This is a genomic window from Paenibacillus terricola (assembly GCF_014779765.1).
GTDB lineage: Bacteria > Bacillota > Bacilli > Paenibacillales > Paenibacillaceae > Paenibacillus_T > Paenibacillus_T terricola.
The window spans coordinates 1,526,516-1,546,888 of sequence record NZ_JACXZA010000001.1; the positions used below are offsets into that span (position 1 = coordinate 1,526,516).

Below are 20,373 nucleotides of genomic sequence, written 5' to 3' on the forward strand. Positions count from 1 at the left end.
TCCATTTATTCGGATGTTCACCAGGGAGGGTGGTTTGCATAATGGCAGTAAAGATATGTACGAATTGTGGTGAATCCAACGCCGAAGGTTCATTAATATGTGTCATTTGCGGTACTTCGCTTAAAGATGCGCGAGTAGAAGGAACGCCAAACGCCGATAAAGTTTACTCCGGAAAACCAAACTTAAATTCCACAGTATGTCAGCATTGCAATGAACGTTTAGCCCACGGAACTTCAACATGTAAATATTGCGGGACAGTTGTATCTCGAAAGTCACATGGTTCTCGCTATTATAGTGATCATCACTCTTCGTCTAACGATGGTGAATCCACTGCTATGGAAACGTTCGGCAGAGGCTGCCTTTGGCTCATCCTTGGCTCCGTAGGGATGTTGATATTAGCATTCATAACTCAAAGTTCGATTACGATTCCATGGTTTATTCTAATCCCGATCGTGATATTCGTCTTCTGGCTGGCTTCTAAGAAGAGCAGGAAATGAGGCCGATAATAACTCTGATTCTTTATCGCATGATGTTGAAAGGGGATATCGTTAATTGAGGAAAAAAGCCTTGTGGCTGCTCATAATCGGGGTATTAGTAACTGCTATAGCTTATGGCTTGTGGAGGTACTCCGCGCGTGAAGTTGATGTACGACTTGAGGGGCTCAAATACCGTCTCGGTACGATCAATGCTTCTGAGGTCGAACCTGCCACTATTCAAATTGAAGGTACCGTCCGTCGGACGTTAAGCGGGAAACGAGAGTTTCGAGGCACGGTAGAAATTGAAGGTGAGTCAATCCCAGTAAAGAAGGAAATAGTGAAAAACCTTACATTTAGCGCCCGAAAGGGTGAAGCCTTTCATTTAATCTACCCCTGGTATGATGGAGAAGGCAATATGTACAGCTTTCAATTAGGCGATCTGTATGCGAATGATGACTTTTCCCAAGTAACACTTACACTTTATGATCAACGAGAAGATGGGTCCCGTTACTGGGGTGGAGATGATGGTCTGATGCTGACAGCTCCAGCGAAGGATCGGACGGATGCTGTTCGGTTAGCCAACAAACTGATGGCGCACAGATTAGAAGGGCTTCAGCCATTGAAATAAACAGATGATTTCGAGGTGGACATACTGAAACATAACAATCGTAAGCGGCTTTATTGGATTGGCGCCGGTATCCTAATAATTTGTCTGTTCCTAACTGTCGCGTACACACTTGTCAAAGATCTGCCAGGTGGTTTCGCAGACCAAAAGTTGTCCCATAAAACCGGGTTAGAAGGCACCATGCGAATACCATTAGGAAAGACCCCAGAGGATGCTGTTCTTAAGTTTCGAGATTTTAAGACGATGCAGGTTATTCATAAGGAATCAGTCAAAGAAGGCATGCTACTGTTCATCAAACGTTTCAATAAGGAAGAAGGCACTGACCTGCAGCTTGAGTTCGTACGAAAAACGTGGCTTGGCTGGAAATGGGGTTGGGGCGGCGGTTTTTCAATTGGTTCAATCACAAACTCATCGTTAGATTATATGGTTATGCAGAAGATCAATGGCGTCAACAACCCGTTCCCATTGGTATATGGGGAAGTATTTAATCCATCGATTACGAATATAAACATCGTTACCGAAGGTCAGAATGCCGATGTATATGCTGCTAAACTGATAGACGCTCAAGCTGAACACAAGATCTGGCTTTCATTACTTCCAGAATCACTCACCACACCTTTCGAAATCCAAGCGTTTAACGCAAAGGGAGACATTGTGGTACGCAAAACGATCAATGATCTCACTGATTCAGGAGAGATTACAATAAAATGACCTCAATACGAATCGGAAAAACGATGATTTTGTTATTGCTCATCGTACTCGCGACTGCATGCCAGAAGTCCGATAGCACAACTTTCGATGCGTTAATGGATGGAAGCGTCATTAACAAAGTTGAGTTTCGCGACGGCGGGAGCGGCTACTTGTATCGTACGGAAGATAAGGAGAAGATCGACGGGCTCCAGAGTCTGTTGAACTCGAAAAGTTACAAACAGGTGAAAACACCTGAGTCGTATACCGGCTATTTGTACTCAGGGATGATTAACGACGAACTAGGCATTGGTTTTGCTATGGGCGATCTGATCGTAAAGGATGTTTATTACCATATCGTTGGAGGGGACGATCAGTTTTACGGCGAACTAATCAAGGTAGTGGAAGCGTTCGGAAAAGTAGCTGCGACGGACGGCAATACACCATAATAATGGAGGGAAACATTGAGATGAAGCAACCTATAATCAGCCATGTTCAAGTTCCGGTAACTGATTTGGATCAGGCGGTCGAATGGTACTGCAATATATTTGGCTGCAGGCTTGAAGGAAACTTCGGTGTCTTTGCATCGGTGACATTCGGGAACGAAGTCAATCTGTTTCTATGGAAGACAGAAGACGTATCGACTGCGAACTTTACCGTGGGCGGCGAAGCGTATCCAGTGTTTGGTGTTGAAGTTGACGATATGGACGCTCTCTCCTTGAAATTGGAAGCATCGGGCGTGAAACAGACCGACGGCATCGTAACGGACGGCGAAGGCCGACGTTTCCTGAAGTTCCAAGACCCATTCGGGAATCTGATCGTGACGCATGAGGAACCCAAATAATTGATCGTACATAGCGAACCGCTCTTGTTCAAGGCAGATGTTGCAGCAGCGAATGAAGCGATGTCGGGCCGCAGTTCGATAGAATTGGCTCGTGAGAAAGGCGCTCATCCTGTGCTAATTACTCCTGCTTCACGCCGATTGTTTCTTCCGAATGGCAAACTGGCTCATAGCCATGGTGATTACATACCGGCTATGAAGCATCTTGCGGCCGAGCTTGAAGTGCCACTTCCAAGAATTCGGTGGGCGTGGCATCGCAGGACTGGTTGCAGACCTAATTCGTGAGCAGCAATTGGCGCCATTATCGATGTTTTTACGCTGAATTGAGAAACCGTTTCCATCGTGGTCACCACTGCGTTTGGAGGCGGTTTTTCTAATATAAATTCATTTTTCCAAATCCATGTAATTATGCAAAAGGGGTTCAAATCTGTAACTGTGCTGTGCTACACTCAGTCCCAAGCAGCGAGCCGACCATAACGACCGATACGAACAATCAAATTCGCATCCTAAGGAAAAGGGGAGCTCACAACAATATGAGTAACAACATGACTATCAATACCAGGAACAAAAACATGCCCAAATGGCTGATTGCAGTTATAAGTATGATGATTGCTTTTAGTGCTGTTCTGCCAGCCGCACACGCGGCATCGCCTTCGACACTAAGCTATGGCACTACATCGCTGGATGTACCAGACCTGCAATTCCGTCTGAAAGTGCTCGGCTATTTCAATAACCCAACGGTAACGACCTATTACGGTTCGATGACGCAAGATGCCGTTGAACGTTTCCAAGCTGATTTCGGTCTGACGTCAGATGGCGTTGCCGGATCGAAAACATGGTCGCTGCTGAAGAAAGTTTCGGTCAACAAGGAAGAACTCGATCTGCTCGCTCGCATCATCTATGCGGAAGCGCGCGGTGAATCCTATAAAGGTCAAGTCGCAGTTGGTGCAGTCGTAATGAATCGTGTCCAAGCGTCAGGATTCCCGAATACGGTTCGAGACGTTATTCTTCAATCGGGCGCTTTCACTGCCGTTGATGACGGCCAGTTCAATCTGACGCCGGATAGCACGGCTTACCAGGCGGCAACGGACGCTGTTCGCGGCGTTGACCCTACAGGCAATGCGTTGTACTACTTCAATCCGAACACCGCAACATCGAGTTGGATCTGGTCGCGTAAGCAGACGGTTAAGATCGGCAATCATATTTTTGCCGTGTAAGAATGATATCATCCTGTTTATACACAAAAGGCCTTGCGTCGTCTCCAGTTGGAGATCTTCGCAAGGCCTTTACTTCGATATATTAGTGCAGAATCAGCAGCCATACATACAAGCCGCATAGTGTAATGAATAAGACTGGGATAGTCAATGCGATACCTGTCTTCATATAATCAACCCATGAAATCGACACGCCTTTGCGACTTAGCACATGAAGCCAGATGAGCGTGGCAAGCGAGCCGATTGGCGTCATTTTGGGACCAAGATCCGATCCGATAATGTTCGAATAAATAAGAGCCTCCCGAATCGCGCCAGTTGTTTCCGTATCAGCCGTTGCGAGCGCGTCGATCATGACGGTCGGCAAGTTGTTCATCACAGAGGATAATATCGCAGCAACGAATCCGCCGCCTACGGATGCAGCGAACAATCCTTGATTAGCGAACCACTGCAGCAAATCTGCAAGATGATCGGTTAAACCGACATTGCGCAGTCCATAGACGACAACGTACATGCCAATGGAGAATACGACAATCGACCACGGCGCCTGTTTCATAATTTCGCCAGTGTTGATATGAGGGCTGCGTCTAGCTGCAAGAAGCAGTACAGCAGAAGCGAAACCGGCGATGACGCATACCGGAACGGACAGCCATTCGCTGGACATATAAGCTGCCATTAATACCGCTAATACAACCCAAGACAATTTGAACAATTGCATGTCCTTAATGACGGAATTCGGCTCCGGCAGATCGGATACGGTATATGGGGTGCCGATCGAACGGCGATAATATAGATATACAACGAGCAGGCTTGCCCCGATGGAGAATAAACCTGGTACGATCATTCGTCCAGCGTACTCGGCGAATCCAACGCCGAAGAAATCGGCTGCGACGATGTTGACGAGGTTGCTTATAATGAGCGGAACGGACGCTGTATCTGCGATGAAACCGCAGGCCATCACGAACGGAAGAATCATGCGATCCTTCATATTCAAGGCACGTACCGTTGCGAGTACGATTGGCGTTAGAATTAGCGCCGCTCCGTCATTGGCGAAGAAGACCGATACGCCAGCGCCTAGCAGCACCATATAAACGAACAATCGTCGACCGCTTCCGCGGGCTAGACGAGCCATATGCAGCGCGGACCATTCGAAGAATCCGATCTCATCCAATACAATCGAAATAATAATTATGCCGATAAACGTAAAAGTAGCGTTCCATACGATGGAGGTTACTTCGATGATGTCATGCCATCCGACGATCCCGAGCAGCACTGCGATTAAAGCGCCGCCGCTGGCCGACCAGCCGATATTGAGCTTGCGCGGCTGCCAGATGACCATACTTACTGTAAGTGCGAATAATAGTGGTGCTAGAACGCCCATGTTCCTGTAATCTCCCCATCCGTTACAATGCTGACTCCTTAAGCTATTATACGGATTTCTTTCAGGACGTAAATGATTTTATGCAAGGCGCTGGCGACGGCGTAATCGGCAGTGGTATGATGGACAGGAGAAAGATCGAATTTCGGTCCAATGGAGGGTACGAGCAGCAATGAACTTGAACGTATTGAAAGCGGGAATGACGCACTCGGTAGAGGACGGCTATGTCGGCTTCGTCCATTTTGAAGTTGAAGGCCATGCGCGTAAGTACGAGATGGCGCTGCAGAGTAAGAAAGGCCGCGATTGGGGCTACAGCTTGTTCTTCCTCGATGGTTCGGGTCCAGAGGAACAGATCGAGCTTGTGGAGGATGCGATCGAAGACGATGACGATTTGTATTTCCGATTGATCGGCGAAGCGAAGGCTCAGCTTGTAGAATCAGAAGCGGCGCCAGAAGCTTGAACATAGCTGACGAATAGGAGCGTGGGCGCATGCTAAAGGTAGTCGTTGTGTCCGACACCCACATGCCGCGAATGGCGAAGAAGCTGCCGGATCGGCTCGTCGAAGCGTTGAAGACGGCAGATGTCATTCTGCATGCAGGGGATTGGACGGATGTGTCGGTTGTAACGATGCTTCGCAAGTATGCGCCTGTGCATGGCATTTGCGGCAACAACGACGGCCCGGAGCTTGTCCGGATGCTAGGGTTGCGCCGCATCGTAACGCTTGAAGAGGTACGAATCGGTATCGTTCACGGTCACGGACAGGGGAAACGGGAGGATACGGAGACACGCGCATTCCGCGCGTTCGAACCTGGCGAGGTGGACGTTATTGTGTTTGGCCATTCGCATATACCGCTGCACAAGCAGCGCGAAGGTATTCTCCTATTCAATCCAGGATCGCCGACGGATCGGAGACGGTCCACGCATTACGCGTTCGGCATATTTAAGATACATGACGGCAGCTTAACGGCTGAACATGTGAAGTATTTGAACAAATGAGAGATGGATGAGGGACTGGACGAATATGCAAGAAATTAAACATTTTTTCTTTGATATGGACGATACGCTGTATGATCAGATGGAGCCGTTCCGCATGTCGCTCATTCGCGAGGGCATGTGGACGGATAAAGAATGGGCGGAATTCGACCATTTGTTCAAAAGAGTGCGTCACCACAGCGATGAGCTGTGGGATGATTATGTTGCGGGCAAGATGACGCTTGAGGAAACACGCCGGCTGCGACTGATTCTTGCATTTGCCGAGTATGACATGAAAGTATCGGATGAGCTCGCAGATCGGCTTCAGCTTGCATATGAAGCGGAACAGCGCGTCATCCAACCATCGGCGGGCATCGTTTCACTGCTGGAGGCTATCCGCGCCAAAGGTCATGACATCGGCATTATTACGAACGGGCCGGTCGTACACCAGACTCGCAAGATTGAGGCGCTCGGCGTGAGACGGTTCGCGAATGAAGGCTGGGTATTCGTCTCCGATGCGCTTGGCATGGCGAAACCGGATCCAAGATTGTTCGCGGAAGTGAACCGCCGTACCGGCACGAAGCCGGAGAACTGCATCTACATCGGCGATAACTGGCGTAACGACGTCGTTGGCTCTTGTGAGTCTGGCTGGAGCTGTGTGTGGCTGAACAACCGCGGCCGTCAACCGGAATCGCATCACCGTCCTACGCATGAAGTAAGCACGATCGAGGATATGACGCGCAAGCTGCTCGGTGTGGAAGTTACTATATAAGAGTTGGATTGAAAGCTCGTCCTAGGGACGGGCTTTTTCTGTTTGTGTGGACTGCATATCGCCTTAATAAGAGGAAGATCGCCGTAGAAAAGGAAGGAATAAATATTTTTAGATAAACTTAATCCATTATGCAAAAGTTGCTAGAATATAATGGTATATGAAACGTTTATATAGTTCGAGGTGATATTAATGGAACACGCCGGCCACGCCAACAAAGAAACATCGAAGGGTGGACGTACCGAAGCATCGGATAAGACGAAACCAGTCTCTGCTTATGCCGCCGATCCGATTCGGCAGCTTCAGCAGTCATTAGGAAACCGAGCGCTCGCTCGGATGATTCAAGCTAAGCTTACAATAGGACGGCCAGGGGACGTATATGAACAAGAGGCGGACCGTGTAGCCGAGCAGGTCATGCGGATGCCAATTGCGGATGAGCATCTGCAATCCTGTTCGTGCAGCGAGAGCGCGCAAACTGAAAAAATCTCGTTCATCCAGCGCGAAGCAGCCACGGCGGCAACGCCAGAAGTGACGCCACGCGTCGAATCCGACATCGGAGCGTTGAAGAACGGAGGAACGCCTCTCTCCGAATCGGCGAGGGCTTTCTTCGAGCCCCGTTTCGGATATGATTTCTCCCATGTACGCATTCACGATGACACTCGAGCGGCTCAAACCGCACAGGCGATCAACGCCCGGGCATTCACGACAGGACGGGATATCGTGTTCGGGACAGGCGAATATTCACCGGATACAGGAGAAGGCAAGCGGCTGCTCGCGCACGAGCTTACGCATGTCGTGCAGCAGAGTCAGACCACGGGAGGATTAGGACGTTTCGATGTGCAGAGACTTGGCGTTCCCAGCATACAGCGCTTCGAAGCTGGCATCCATGAGGAAGCAGAACGAACAGGCTTAATGACCGACGGATCCGGCAACATCATCAACAGCGGACGCGGGTTCACGGTCGAGGAGACCTCTGCCGTCTATTTCGGCAACTGGATGCGCGATATCAATCAGTTCTTTGTTCCTGCTGCCCAGGAATTTCTTAGCTCTAACGCGGTTTGGGCGATTGTTTCCTATCTCGCGGTGCACCATTTCGGGCGCGATATGACATCGGAGCAATTCGGCTACTATATTCCGGCCGAGCATATCGACAATCCGGGGGGATTGACGAACCAGGACGATATCTTGCCTAAACCCCCTAACGTAACAGGAGCGCAGCCAACGACACGGCCGGCTGCCTTCGATACCCTTCAGGAGTCGGTAGAACCTAGCGGCAATGTTCTTGGAAAACCGTTGTTTTCAGCCGACCAGACGGGGGTCATGGCCCATATTCGGCGTACCAATTTGCACGTTGAGCGACGGTTGGAGCTCGCCGCTTTGACGGGCAGGAATCCGGAAGGGATGATGCACTTCGGCGCGGCGATGCATGCCATTCAGGACTTGTTTGCCCATTCCAATTGGGCGGAAATCGCGGTCGGTCACCTGCTTAGCACGCAGGCCAATCTGCTGCCGTCGCTGACAGGCGATGCGCGTAAGATCTTTAACTACTCAACAGAGGTCAATATATCAAAACCAGGAGCCAAGCCGTCTATGCGCCCGGTGCTTACGACCGGCACTTTCACCGGCGAAGATACGAAAGTATCGATCGCCAGCGTGGTTGAGCATTTTCTTCGCGAGGGATGGGAAGAGGAGCCGGCCAACAATGCAGAGCGCGAAGCGCAGAAGAAGTTTACTTTGGCAATGATCAAGGATTCCGAAAGTCAGCTGAGAGGCAATACGGAATTGTCTGCGGGCATTCGTCACGATCTTAGCCAGAACCATGTTCCTAATTTGGTGATCGATGCCATATTGAATGCTCCATACGCAGGCATATACACGTTCACGCATCTTCCGTTCCATATCCCTGACAAAGTACGACTTCCGATTCAACGCAGAATCAGGCATGCCATCTCGCAGGTACTTAAACCTGTAGCAGCGCGTGTCCAGGCGCAGGGACTTGATGCGCGGGTCGCGGATACTTCTCTTATCCAGTATCTAGCGGACAATGAACGTACGGCTAAAGAGAAAACCGGCGAGAAGAAAGCCGCAGCGGAACGGCATGTTAAGGCAATGCTAGATACGCCGAACGCTGTAATTGCTGGGCCGAGTCACAGCCAGATCAGCAAGGATCACTCGAACAGCCCGTTCTTCGGGGTGGCATTCGCGGTTGCCGTAGAAGCCGTCAGGCGTTTACGGGACAAAATGTTGGCCGCTTGGGAACAGCAATCGGGAGGCTCCACGCAGCCATTCAACTTCGAATGGAACGCATGGCCGAAGGAAGATGCCGCTAAAGGGCTTTATCACCAGACTCGCCACGCTACCGTGAAAGCGGCGAATGAGTCTCTCCAGCGCGGACGGCAGATCATCCAACAAGGCGGCGACAGCGACAAGCCTTATAACTTGCAGGCCATGCGTCACGAATCCGCCGAACAGTTCCGAGCCGCAGCCAAGGCGCTGCTAACAGTAGCGAATGCACCGAATCAGGCGGCATCAGGGTTGCTGAATTTGGTCGAGCTCGATCGCGAACAAACCCAGATCCTTACCGAACGTGTGCAGAATCAGATCAAGGCAGCCGCTGAAGTGATTAAACAAACCGGAAAGAAAATCGATGGTGTATTGGAACTTAGCATGATCGCAACGGAGTTGAATACCTACGCGAACAAGGTGGAATCCGCAACAACTCATGCGCAGCGTGAACAGGCAGTTAACGATTTCCGCGCGATTCGCCAACGCATCATTGATGCGTTCGCTTCGCTTGATATCAAATCCGCCAACTCTAGGATGGGGGCCTTCCATGCAGCCGAAAGAGTCGTTCCTATTATTCTATTAGATAATGCTTTCCAGAGTGTTGACGTCACGTATTCCTCCTTGCAGCACGAGGTGCTTCAAGGTAAGGCAAGCATACCGAATCACCCAGTTAAAGATTTGCAAGTAGAGGAAATTAACCTGCCCGATCCTTCCAAATCATTTAATGGTTCAATACGGTCCGTTCCCGTTCAGGAACTGATCAAGGAGTCTAGAACGCTGATGTCCCATCCGTATGAAGACGCATGGTGGAAAGCGACAGTGACCAATTATATTAATACTCATAAGGACCGAATCCTCACGGATATAGAAGCAAGAAATGAAGGATATTCGTTCCTAAAGCATACGAAATAATGTAGGTAGGACGAAGATGTACGAGAAGAGGGGACGAATGAAGTTTTCCTGAAGTCGCATCGCATGATGATGCGGCTTTTTGTTTTTCCGCGTACAAGCCCCCAAGAAAAATCCGGCAAACACCTATTGTCAAAACTAATGGTATTAGTTATAATAAAACTAATGGTATTAGTTTTCTGAATCGAGGGAGGATAACGATATGAAAACAACGACAACTGGCGCTCTGACGCAGCTGACTTTCTTGCCTTATCTCATGCCAATGAACTGCTATCTGTTGGAGGAAGAGGACGGACTTACACTAATCGATTGTGCGATGGGCTTCAGCGCGAAACATATTCAGCAGGCAGCAACAGAGATAGGCAAACCAATTACTCGCATTGTGTTAACGCATGCGCATGGCGACCATATTGGCGCTCTTGATTTACTCAAGCAGCAGCTTCCAGCTGCGAAAGTGTACATCTCTGCTCGTGACGCACGGCTCTTGCGCGGTGATCGCTCATTGGATTCGAATGAACCGCAGCAGCCGATCAAAGGCAGCGTGCCGAAACCTGGCACAATCCGCACGACTCCTGACGTTGATCTCCAGCCAGGCGATAAAGTAGGCTCGTTAACGGTAATCCCTACACCGGGACATACACCTGGACATATCGCGTTGTGGCAGGAGAGCAGCCGCATATTGATCGCTGGCGATGCAATGCAGACTAAAGGTGGTATAGCGGTAGCGGGTAAAATGCAGCTGCGATTCCCATTCCCAGCCATGGCGACATGGAGCAAAGAAGAAGCAGTAGCAAGCGCGAAGCGGCTGCTCGCGCTGCAGCCTGAGGTGCTGGCCGTTGGCCATGGCGCATTGATGCATCAGCCCGCACAAGCAATGGCAGCTGCGATCCAAGCGGCTGAACAAGCGCTCCCAAGCGCAGCATCTGCACAAGGGAGAATCGGATCATGAGCCCAAGGGTCGGATTAGATGATGCCAGGATTATGCAGGCTGCGGCATCGATTGCGAATGAGACGGGGCTCCAATCGGTTACACTTGCCACTCTGGCGAAGCAATTGAACGTTCGCCCGCCATCCTTGTACAATCATGTTAATGGATTGCCGGAGATTCGGAATAAGCTGACGCTGCTCGGCTTGCAAGGCTTGCAAGCGGTAATGCATGAAGCAGTCTCGAAACAAAAACAGCCGGAGTCCGGTGCTATCCCTGCATTGGCGATTGCCTATGCAAAGTATGCTATAGAGCATCCAGGTTTGTATGAAGCAACAATCAATATCAACGCGAGAGAGCATTCTGAAGAGATCCAGCAGAAGGCCGCTGAGCTGGTGGACCTTGTCTCGAACGGGCTTCGGCCTTTTCTTCCATCAGCAGATGAAGCTGATCTTATCCATGCAGTAAGGGGATTTCGCAGCCTTCTGCACGGCTATACTTCGCTGATCTTGAGTGGAGGCTTCAATATGGCGGTCGACCGGGATGAAAGCTTCCTCTATATGATTCGTGCCTATATGGCCGGTATTCAGCGGCAATCGGTTTTATAGTGGTAAGATAAGAAGAATAATTCAAGCATGAGAAAGCCGCGAGGAGGCAGACGGACACGATGTTAGTAACTCGAACAGAATATACGGATGCAGACAGCACGATTCTGCCTATCGTGAGCGCGACAGAAGCCAATATAGATCATGAACGTCTGCATCGGACTTCCCGATCATTCCGTTCACTCGGTATGAAGAGCATCGTTCTGGTGAAAGACGGCGCCCTTGCGTGGGAATGGCATGACCTTGGCGAAGATCGTGTTGAGCCGCTTTTTTCCTGTACGAAGAGCGTATTGTCGCTTTTGATCGGAATTGCTGCGGATGAAGGGCTGCTGCGTGGATGGGATGAACCTGCTGTCCAATGGATCGAACCTTTGCAACGATCGGAAGACCCGCGAATTCATCAAATAACGGTTGGTCATCTGTTAACGATGACTGCTGGCTTAGAGTGGGCTGATTTCGATAAGCCATATCGCGAGATGCGTCAGAGCGAAGATTGGGTTGCCTATTCAGCTGGCGTTCCTATGCTTCATGATCCTGGCAAAGTGTTCTGTTACAACAGCGGGGGTTCGCATATGCTATCTGCGATTCTGACCCAAGCGACTGGGGAAAGTGCGATGCAGTACGCCTCAACTCGACTATTCGAGCCGCTTGCGATTCGTCATGCAGCTTGGAGCTCGAACAATGGCATTAATGAAGGCGGCACAGGCCTCCATCTTGGTTCGCGGGACCTTGCGAAGTTAGGCTTGCTCTGCTTGCAGAGGGGTCAGATGAATGGCACGTCGATTGTCTCAACAGGATGGGTAGAGCAGACGACAAGATCGCATCATAAGGCGCTTAAGCATTATGAGCCGCGAATATATGGCGAGTACGGCGGTCACTGGTGGGTGGATGAAGGAGATGAGGCAAGCGGTCCGTTTTATTTTGCCTATGGGCATGGCGGTCAATATTTGATTGTTGCACCGAAGCTGGACGCTGTCGTTGTGATCCGCAAGAAGCCGTCGGGCAGAGGCAGCGGCATCCTCTCTCGCGACTTGTTCCACAACAGTATCATTCCATCCATCACGCTTGTCTGAAATTTTACAGTCGGTGCACCAATTCGTAGTTCCGAATACGCTCTTGCATACATATTCTAGCAATATAGTATAGTTGCAAGAGGTGATGACGGATGCCGACAGGTGTTGATTCGACAGCTAGAAATTCAATATTAGGGACAAGTGTGCGAACGAAGGAAGAGCTCGTTCAGTTCGTGAAGAAAGTGAATCCCGCGTTTAAAGAAGAGATTGCTGCCGTTTTCCTTAGCGTTGGGGCGAAGTATGGGGTGCGGGGCGACGTAGCGTTCGCGCAGGCGATTCATGAGACGAACTGGTTCCGATTCGGCGGCGATGTGAAGCCGGAACAGAACAATTACGCAGGAATTGGTGCGACAGGCGGCGTGGCAGGCAATTCTTTTCCGACGGTAACGGCAGGGGTAACGGCACAAATTCAACATTTGTACGCGTATGCCTCCAACAATCCTGTTCCGACCGGCGAGACGGTAATCGATACGCGATTCGGGCTCGTGAAGCGTGGCTCCGCGAAGAACTGGGAGGACCTGGCTGGCGTGTGGGCAGTTCCGGGCTTTGATAAGACGAAGTACGGATCGCTGGCAGTGGCGATGCAGGCAGGGGATAGCTATGGGCAAAATATTATGAAGCTGTACGCTTCCATTCCATCCATAACCACTCCCGTTGCAGCGGGGCCAATCGTTGTGCTTGATGCCGGGCATGGCGGAACCGATCCAGGCGCCCAAGGCTTCGGCATCGTAGAGAAGGACAAAGCGCTCGCTATCGCACTCAAGGTACGTGACCGTCTCGTCAAGAAGTATGTCGTGGACGTCAAGATGACTCGTGATACGGACATCTTCATTCCGCTTCAGGAGCGGGCCGATATGGCGAACAATTGGAAAGCGGATTATTTTGTCGCGCTTCACCACAATGCTGCAGGCGGTCGAGGTTTTGAATCCTATGTGTATACGGGCACAAGGTTGAAGGAATCGGGTAAGAAGCAAGTTGTTGTGCATGCTGCAATTATGGACTATCTGAGCACCGTTGGCGTGAACGATAGGGGCAAGAAGGAAGCGAACTTTGCAGTCATTCGCGAGACGAAGATGCCGGCTATTCTCATTGAGAATCTGTTCGTTGACAATGCCATTGATGCTGCGCTTCTCAATAACCCAACCGTCATTGATAAGCTGTGCGACGCTATTGCATTAGGCATTGGTCAAGCGATGCAGCTCGCTGAGGTACCGGAAACGCCTGTTCCAGTAGAGCCTGAGGTGCCAACGCCAACAACGCCTGTGCCAGACGTAACCGCCGATTACCCGGCTGGAACGCCGCAATGGCGGATCGATGCGGTGGAGTGGCTGTATACGCAAGGATTGTTAACGGATAAGTCGTGGAAAATGAAACTGAACGATCCGCTTCCACTCTGGGCGGAGGCGACGATGCTTAAGCGGTTGTTCGAGAAACTGTCAGATAAGTAAACAAAGCCGAAGCGGCACATGAGATGTGCTGCTTCGGCTTTGTTGTGTTGATTAATGACTCGAGCTTTTCTCGTCATTCTTCTCGTCACTTGGAATCAGCTTGATCTGTTCGAAAATCGCGAAAAGCAGGCTGAGTATAATGGCAGCGACGGTTGCAAGAACCATGCCTTTCAACTCGAAGTCGCCGAACTTCAGCGTCGTGCCGCTAATGCCGAGTACAAGAACGATCGTTGTCAACGCGATGTTGCGTGGATTACCGTAATCGACTTTCGTATCAACCAACATACGAATGCCAGCTGCGGCGATTACACCGAACAACATCAGTGAGACGCCACCTAGAACGGCATTCGGAACAGCCGCGATTATAGCGGATAGCTTGCCGAGGAACGAGAGCAGAATCGCGAACACGGCTGCTCCGCCGATGACGAATACCGAGAAGACGCGCGTGAGCGTCATGACGCCGATGTTCTCGCCATAGGTCGTGTTCGGAGTCGAGCCGACGAAGCCGGACAGGATCGTCGAGATGCCGTTGCCAAGCAGCGAACGATGCAAGCCAGGGTCGCGCGTCAGGTCACGGTCAACGATCTTCTCCGTCACGATCAAGTGGCCGATATGCTCAGCGATAACAACGAATGCTGCCGGCATAATAGTGATGATCGCGGCCCAATCAAATTCAGGCCATGTGAATGTCGGTGAAGCAATGACGCTTGCAGTGGAGACGTTCGAGAAATCGGGAATGCCCATGATCCATGCTAACAAATAACCGATTACGAAACCGGTCAGGATCGGAATTATTTTCATAAACCCGCGGAAAGCAACGGAACCGATCATAATGATGAGCAACGTGACCACGGATACTGTTATGGATTTGGCGTCAGGCGTCCAATCGGGTGTGTTGCTTGGCGCGATCCAGCCAGCCATCGACGCTGCGGTAGGAATGAGCTCGAGACCGATAACGGCGACGATTGCGCCCATTGCTGCAGGCGGGAAGACGATGTCCAGCCAGCGGGTTCCGGTGAACTTGATCAATATGCCGAACAAGGTAAATATAATCCCGACTACGATGAATGCGCCAAGCGCTTTTGGATAGTTGGCAGCTGTATCATCGTTTAATACGGCAAGCACAGGTGAAATAAAGGCGAAGCTTGAACCGAGATAGGCAGGTATTTTACCTTTACAGATAAGCAAGTAAAGTAGGGTGCCGATGCCGTTCATGAGCAGAATTGTGGAAGCATCGACATGGAATAAAGCTGGCACGAGAACGGTTGAACCGAACATCGCGAACAGATGCTGTAGACTGAGCGGGATGCTAGTCATCAGCGGTGGACGTTCTTCCACTTGAATAATGCGTTGCAAGAATATCTCCCCCTATAAGGTATGTATAGAATTAGCTTGCCTGAACGTACGTTTTTTCATCCAGCAGACGAGAATAACGAACATAAGATCAGAATCGTTCTATAGCTAATCCAATTTATGATAGTTTATTTTCCTTTACATTACTATAATAAAATTAACGTAGGAAATAGTTTACAGGCGGAGGGGGAGTCTTATGGAAAGCGTGACGAAGACACGATTGACTAGTGATGTTATTGGTCAAATGGTGAAGCGCACATTCGGCAGCGGAACTAAAGTGCTGCAAGCGGTAGAATTGAGTGACGGCTGGTTCAATACGGCTTATTCCATTGATTTGAATGATGGCCGCGGGGTTGTATTGAAAGTATCGCCTTCAGATGAAGTTCGCACATTGCGATACGAAGTCAACATGATGGAGGCAGAGATAGCTGCGATGCGTACTATTCTTGCTGCAGGGGTGGATGTGCCGATACCTGCTGTCTATGGGTATGACGACTCTCGGGAGCTTGTACCGGGAAGATACTTTTTTCAAGAGCGATTGCTAGGAAAGCCCTACAACACATTGCGCGACCAGTTGAGCGAAGAAGAGCAGATAGTAATTGAGCGTGAGCTTGGTACATACAATGCTCGTATCAATACGATTACCGGTGAATCATTCGGTTATTTCGGCTTGCCGCAATCGCACCGCTCGAATTGGCGAGAAGCGTTCACAGCAATGATCGACGGTCTCCTGCAGGATGGCATTGATGCGGGAATAACTCTGCCGCTTTCATACGAAGAGATTGCATCGATTGCGCAATCACATGCGATATGTTTGGATAAGGTTACAGCACCTAAGCTCGTTCTGTGGGATCTGTGGGAGGGCAATGTGTTCGTGAATGAAGGCCGTATTACCGGTCTTATCGATCACGAACGCGCTTTGTGGGGGGACCCGCTTATGGAGCATTTCTTTAGCTTCTTTTCGAATCGTACGCCATTCCTTGATGGTTACGGAGTCGAATCGCCTTCAGCTAGTTCGAATACGCGGGAACGCCGGCTGCTGTATGACCTATATCTGTCCCTTGTGCTTCGGATTGAATGCGCCTACCGTCACTATCAGGATGAACATACCCAGTGGACCATTGATAATTTGAATGAAAGGATTCAGGCACTTCAAACATTCGAGGTGTAGGAAAGGGCGGTGGACGATGATGGCGGCAATGTCAACGGGCAGTATGAGCAATGCGCGTACGATTGACGAAGTGCTGGACAGATTGGACTCCATTATTCAGTCATCGATTGAAAGAGGCAGCCGGATCGGTTACTTCGCAGCGATGTATCGAATGGTTACCGCGCAAGTGAAGGAAGGGATCTTGAACGGGCGTTTCGAGGATGGTCCGCGAATGGAGCGGTTTGATGTTCGATTTGCCAACCGCTTCTTGGATGCCTATGACGCTTATTCCCGTAAGGACAAATGCAGCCTATGCTGGCGCATCGCCTTCGACGCTGCGCAGCGGCAGGAACCGCTTGTGCTGCAGCATTTGCTTCTCGGCATGAATGCGCACATTAATTATGATCTCGGCATCGCCGCCGCTGAAACATGTCCAGGTGCCGCCCTAGAACCGCTTCATCATGATTTCAATGAAATCAACGATATCCTTGCATCGCTTATCGACGAGGTGAAAGGGGATCTTGCTGCTGTCTCCCCTTGGATAGGTTGGCTTGATCGCTTAGGCGGCAGAGCGACAGACGTCATTATCCGATTCAGTATGAAGAAGGCGCGCAGCTTCGCCTGGCACTTCGCGGTCAGTCTGTCGCAAGCAGACAGCGTGGATCGTTTCAAGTTAACGATGAACAGAGATGCCGAGACGACATTGCTCGGACAAGAACTGTTAAAGCCGCCAGGATGGCTGCTTCGATCGGTTATTTGGCTCATACGAACACGTGAAACGAGCAGCATCGCAGATATTACCCGCCATCTGCTCGCCAAATCGGTCACAGCAGCAACAATTCCACCGCAGTCGGGGACTGTGTCGGTATAGGGCTGCGCTGTAAGAATGGGAGGTTATCCATGCTTATTATTCAACCTCTTCATGATGACATTCAGACGATACGTAACATCTTCGCATCTTGCAGACGGGACCTATCCGCCCAAAACATTCATCAATGGGATGACCAATATCCTAACATTGAGGTCATACGAGACGATATTCATAATGAAACGATTTACGCTGCGGTTGTCGATGATCGGATCGCAGGCGTCATTTCGTTCGATGATCAAGAAATGGATGAATATACCACGGTCGATTGGTCTATGAACGACGGGAAGTATCTCATCGTTCATAGACTGGCGGTACACCCGGAGTTCCAACGCCTTGGCATCGCGAAGCGGCTTATGGATTTCGTCCATGAAACCTGCATCAAGCAGCAGATTCAATCGGTCCGACTTGATGTCTACAGCGGCAATCCGCACGCTGTCGCCTTTTACGAGCGCCTCGGATACGAACACCGCGGCCAAGTTATGTTCCCGAGACGTATACAGCCTTTCTATTGTATGGAGAAAGTGTTGAGGTAAGGTAAGTATTAAGGTATCAGTCTCGTAAAAGTAATCAGTCTTTTCAAAGTATCTTGTCTTTCCATAAGGGCCGTTACAGCACATCTAAAGCTGTAACGCCCAAGCTCCCCTTCCATGGCGAAGAGTGGGAGTGCGCGCAGTGTTTCCGAGCACAGCTAACGTTATTTAAGGCGAAGCCAGCATTATCACATTTCCTACGTCAACTTAATGCTGGTTTCATTTCTCTCGCATCCCGCGACTTCGCCAGACGCACACTATAAGGTGTCCGTCTTACAAATACATTCATCTGGTGGTGCTAACGCATATGTCAACGTCAACAACAAATGCAACAAGCGCAGAACAATTCCTTAACGCAGTCCGTCATCGTAGATCGATATACGGTATTAGCAAAGAGAAAGTAATTCCGAATTCGCGCGTTCAACAAATCGTTGAAGAGGCTGTTAAATATAGCCCATCAGCCTTCAACTCCCAGAGTGCACGTGTACTGGTTCTGTTCGACAAGCATTCGGACAAGCTGTGGGAACTGACGACCGAGATTCTTCGTGCAAAGACAGGCGGCGGCGATTCGTTCAAAGCAACTGAAGACCGCATGAAAGGCTTCAGCGCGGGTTATGGTACCGTGTTGTTCTTTGAAGATCAATCCGTGGTTGAAGAGCTCAAGAGCAAATTCCCATCCTATGCAGCAGCCTTCGAGCCTTATTCTTATCAATCTTCCGGTATGCTGCAATATATTGTGTGGACCGCATTCGAACAAGAAGGACTTGGCGCATCCCTGCAGCACTATCAGCCGCTGATTGATGAGGCGGTACAGAAGGAATGGAACATTCCATCAACATGGAAGCTGCTTGCCCAAATGCCGTTCGGCAAACAGGTTATGCAGCCGAATGAGAAGCAGTTCCAGCCGCTCGAAACGCGTGTGAAAGTATTCGAGTAGTACCATATATACTCAAGGCCCGAGCATCTTAAAGAAGATGTCTCGGGTTTTATTGTTTAGATTTACGATAACATTTAAAGATAAAGATATTGGAACGACAAGGTTTGGTTCATGGCAGCGCTGCCATTTGAAACAATCGTTCCATCGGTGTCGGATATTGGAGATTATGGTCGGTCGTTACTGTATTTTTCAATCGGGGAGGGGCTATAATAGTCGGGTTAATGAATACAGAAGGAGCTTGAACCATGTCTGATGAACAGGAATCAAAACCCGAACTAATCCCGACGAAAATCTACAAGTGCAAAAACCCGGAATGCAAAGCGTGGGTCCGAGAAGAATTCGGCAGCGAAGGCCAACCTTGTCCGATGTGCAAAGGGCCAATGATGAGAAGCATGCGCCACCTGCCGAAGGTGCAGAATAAAATCAAGCGCCAGCCGAAAAAGAAAGATCCTTGGACTTAAACCAGCAATCGTATCGCAGCATTCGCGCATTGATAATGTGAATGATTCATGTAATCGTCGATATAATTTGATCGCAATGGAATGAAACCGAGAACGGCACAACAATATCGCTTAGTCTGCTAACAAACCGCAATTCAGAAAGATCGCCTTTTCTACCTGTTCGTCCAGGAGGATGGCGGTCTTTTTGCTGTTTATGTAAAACTTACCTGTTATTACCATATGAATGAAGGTTCAATTCTTATATGATGATTGAAGTTAATCCAGAGAATGACAGTAGACAGTAGTGGTTTGAAAATAGAGATCGGAGAGTGACTCGACGTGGAGATAGCAGAATTTCGTTTGGGCATCCTTTATACAACCATCGCCGTGATCTTACCGCACGAAGATTTCAATGATTGGAACGAAACGCACTATAATCAAGGTTTTGCATGGAGAGCTACCTCTGTCTCCTTCGGGACATTAACGGATGAACCGGAATGCAAGGTAGTAGTTAAGATTTCAGACACGATTGAGCTAAATGAAAATGCTAGCAGGATCATTAGGTTGCCTTTTGAAGTAGGTACTAGTGGGATTGAAATCGCGAGTATAGCTGATCGTAAAGGAGTAAACCTTCATGAGGGGACTTACCAGCTGATATTCAGTGCAATCCCTGGAGACAACAATTCGCTAGACACTTACGAATTTGTATTTATTCAGTCGGATGCTCCCCGAGCAGAGATAATAAAAGCCGACGATCAACTTTCGCCGCCTGTGGAATTGTTGATGGAGGCTAAGCCAGCTGTATAATGATCGAACCCTTGAATGTGATGAATAGATGGGTTGTCTTATGAACAGCCACCAGTTTGGAAGACAGGGATTCTATACAC

General features: G+C 49.6%; 22 protein-coding genes and 1 pseudogene. 21 read left to right on the plus strand and 2 right to left on the minus strand.

The annotated features are described in order from the left end of the window. Positions 1-41: 41 nt before the first annotated feature. The 7 genes and pseudogenes from H8B09_RS31185 to H8B09_RS06855 all read left to right on the plus strand — a co-directional run. Positions 42-242, plus strand: a pseudogene (locus H8B09_RS31185) (double zinc ribbon domain-containing protein); the annotation flags it as partial. Between the two features lie 310 nt (positions 243-552). Continuing rightward, entirely contained in the window at positions 553-1,104 is a 552-nt protein-coding gene (locus tag H8B09_RS06830; RefSeq protein ID WP_191202650.1) for a hypothetical protein, read from the plus strand. A 15-nt stretch (positions 1,105-1,119) separates the two neighbouring features. Further along, positions 1,120-1,812, plus strand: coding sequence for a hypothetical protein (locus tag H8B09_RS06835; RefSeq protein ID WP_191202651.1), 693 nt, complete (start codon positions 1,120-1,122; stop codon positions 1,810-1,812). Next, positions 1,809-2,237: a hypothetical protein gene (locus tag H8B09_RS06840; protein ID WP_224753287.1), complete on the plus strand. Its 429-nt coding sequence runs from the start codon at positions 1,809-1,811 to the stop codon at positions 2,235-2,237. The genes H8B09_RS06835 and H8B09_RS06840 overlap by 4 nt, the downstream gene beginning before the upstream one ends. Before the next feature lie 20 nt (positions 2,238-2,257). Next, complete coding sequence (locus tag H8B09_RS06845; protein WP_191202653.1) at positions 2,258-2,632, plus strand: VOC family protein; 375 nt, start codon at positions 2,258-2,260, stop codon at positions 2,630-2,632. After that, the gene (locus H8B09_RS06850; RefSeq protein WP_191202654.1) at positions 2,633-2,914 is read left to right on the plus strand and encodes an SGNH/GDSL hydrolase family protein; all 282 of its coding nucleotides are present in this window, start codon (positions 2,633-2,635) and stop codon (positions 2,912-2,914) included. 287 nt (positions 2,915-3,201) lie between these two features. Beyond that, positions 3,202-3,846, plus strand: a complete 645-nt coding sequence (locus H8B09_RS06855; protein ID WP_191202655.1) for a cell wall hydrolase — start codon at positions 3,202-3,204, stop codon at positions 3,844-3,846. An 82-nt stretch (positions 3,847-3,928) separates the two neighbouring features. Here H8B09_RS06855 and H8B09_RS06860 read toward each other — a convergent pair whose 3' ends face one another. Beyond that, the gene (locus tag H8B09_RS06860; RefSeq protein ID WP_191202656.1) at positions 3,929-5,221 is read right to left on the minus strand and encodes an arsenic transporter; all 1,293 of its coding nucleotides are present in this window, start codon (positions 5,219-5,221) and stop codon (positions 3,929-3,931) included. A 169-nt stretch (positions 5,222-5,390) separates the two neighbouring features. On the opposite strand from H8B09_RS06860, the gene H8B09_RS06865 reads away from it, so the two are divergent. The 8 genes from H8B09_RS06865 to H8B09_RS06900 all read left to right on the plus strand — a co-directional run bounded on the left by H8B09_RS06865 (position 5,391) and on the right by H8B09_RS06900 (position 14,205). Continuing rightward, positions 5,391-5,678: a hypothetical protein gene (locus H8B09_RS06865; RefSeq protein WP_191202657.1), complete on the plus strand. Its 288-nt coding sequence runs from the start codon at positions 5,391-5,393 to the stop codon at positions 5,676-5,678. A 29-nt stretch (positions 5,679-5,707) separates the two neighbouring features. Continuing rightward, complete coding sequence (locus H8B09_RS06870; protein WP_191202658.1) at positions 5,708-6,214, plus strand: metallophosphoesterase family protein; 507 nt, start codon at positions 5,708-5,710, stop codon at positions 6,212-6,214. A gap of 25 nt (positions 6,215-6,239) precedes the next feature. Further along, complete coding sequence (locus H8B09_RS06875; protein WP_191202659.1) at positions 6,240-6,962, plus strand: HAD family hydrolase; 723 nt, start codon at positions 6,240-6,242, stop codon at positions 6,960-6,962. Positions 6,963-7,151: 189 nt separating this feature from the next. After that, a complete protein-coding gene (locus tag H8B09_RS06880; protein ID WP_191202660.1) occupies positions 7,152-10,157 on the plus strand; it encodes an eCIS core domain-containing protein in 3,006 nt (1,001 codons plus the stop codon). Positions 10,158-10,356: 199 nt separating this feature from the next. Next, the gene (locus H8B09_RS06885; RefSeq protein WP_191202661.1) at positions 10,357-11,103 is read left to right on the plus strand and encodes an MBL fold metallo-hydrolase; all 747 of its coding nucleotides are present in this window, start codon (positions 10,357-10,359) and stop codon (positions 11,101-11,103) included. Then, positions 11,100-11,687 carry a TetR/AcrR family transcriptional regulator gene (locus H8B09_RS06890; RefSeq protein WP_191202662.1) on the plus strand — a complete coding sequence of 196 codons (588 nt, stop codon included), beginning with the start codon at positions 11,100-11,102 and terminating at the stop codon, positions 11,685-11,687. Before H8B09_RS06885 ends, H8B09_RS06890 begins: the two co-directional genes overlap by 4 nt. A 59-nt stretch (positions 11,688-11,746) precedes the next feature. Continuing rightward, on the plus strand, positions 11,747-12,757 hold the full coding sequence (locus H8B09_RS06895) for a serine hydrolase domain-containing protein (protein ID WP_191202663.1): 1,011 nt from the start codon (positions 11,747-11,749) through the stop codon (positions 12,755-12,757). A gap of 92 nt (positions 12,758-12,849) precedes the next feature. Next, positions 12,850-14,205 carry an N-acetylmuramoyl-L-alanine amidase gene (locus tag H8B09_RS06900; protein ID WP_191202664.1) on the plus strand — a complete coding sequence of 452 codons (1,356 nt, stop codon included), beginning with the start codon at positions 12,850-12,852 and terminating at the stop codon, positions 14,203-14,205. A 51-nt stretch (positions 14,206-14,256) separates the two neighbouring features. Here the strand turns inward: H8B09_RS06900 and uraA are convergent, their stop codons facing one another. After that, positions 14,257-15,561 carry a uracil permease gene (gene uraA, locus H8B09_RS06905; protein WP_191202665.1) on the minus strand — a complete coding sequence of 435 codons (1,305 nt, stop codon included), beginning with the start codon at positions 15,559-15,561 and terminating at the stop codon, positions 14,257-14,259. 193 nt (positions 15,562-15,754) lie between these two features. On the opposite strand from uraA, the gene H8B09_RS06910 reads away from it, so the two are divergent. The 6 genes from H8B09_RS06910 to comJ all read left to right on the plus strand — a co-directional run bounded on the left by H8B09_RS06910 (position 15,755) and on the right by comJ (position 20,293). Continuing rightward, positions 15,755-16,729: a phosphotransferase family protein gene (locus tag H8B09_RS06910; protein WP_191202666.1), complete on the plus strand. Its 975-nt coding sequence runs from the start codon at positions 15,755-15,757 to the stop codon at positions 16,727-16,729. A gap of 16 nt (positions 16,730-16,745) precedes the next feature. After that, positions 16,746-17,579: a DUF5995 family protein gene (locus H8B09_RS06915; RefSeq protein ID WP_224753288.1), complete on the plus strand. Its 834-nt coding sequence runs from the start codon at positions 16,746-16,748 to the stop codon at positions 17,577-17,579. A gap of 29 nt (positions 17,580-17,608) precedes the next feature. After that, complete coding sequence (locus tag H8B09_RS06920) at positions 17,609-18,112, plus strand: GNAT family N-acetyltransferase (RefSeq protein ID WP_191202668.1); 504 nt, start codon at positions 17,609-17,611, stop codon at positions 18,110-18,112. A 304-nt stretch (positions 18,113-18,416) separates the two neighbouring features. Next, on the plus strand, positions 18,417-19,046 hold the full coding sequence (locus tag H8B09_RS06925; protein WP_191202669.1) for a nitroreductase family protein: 630 nt from the start codon (positions 18,417-18,419) through the stop codon (positions 19,044-19,046). Between the two features lie 245 nt (positions 19,047-19,291). Then, complete coding sequence (locus H8B09_RS06930; protein WP_191202670.1) at positions 19,292-19,507, plus strand: cold-inducible protein YdjO-related protein; 216 nt, start codon at positions 19,292-19,294, stop codon at positions 19,505-19,507. A gap of 318 nt (positions 19,508-19,825) precedes the next feature. Then, positions 19,826-20,293 (plus strand): competence protein ComJ, encoded by a 468-nt coding sequence (gene comJ, locus H8B09_RS06935; RefSeq protein WP_191202671.1) that lies wholly within the window; start codon positions 19,826-19,828, stop codon positions 20,291-20,293. The last annotated feature ends 80 nt before the right edge of the window (positions 20,294-20,373 follow it).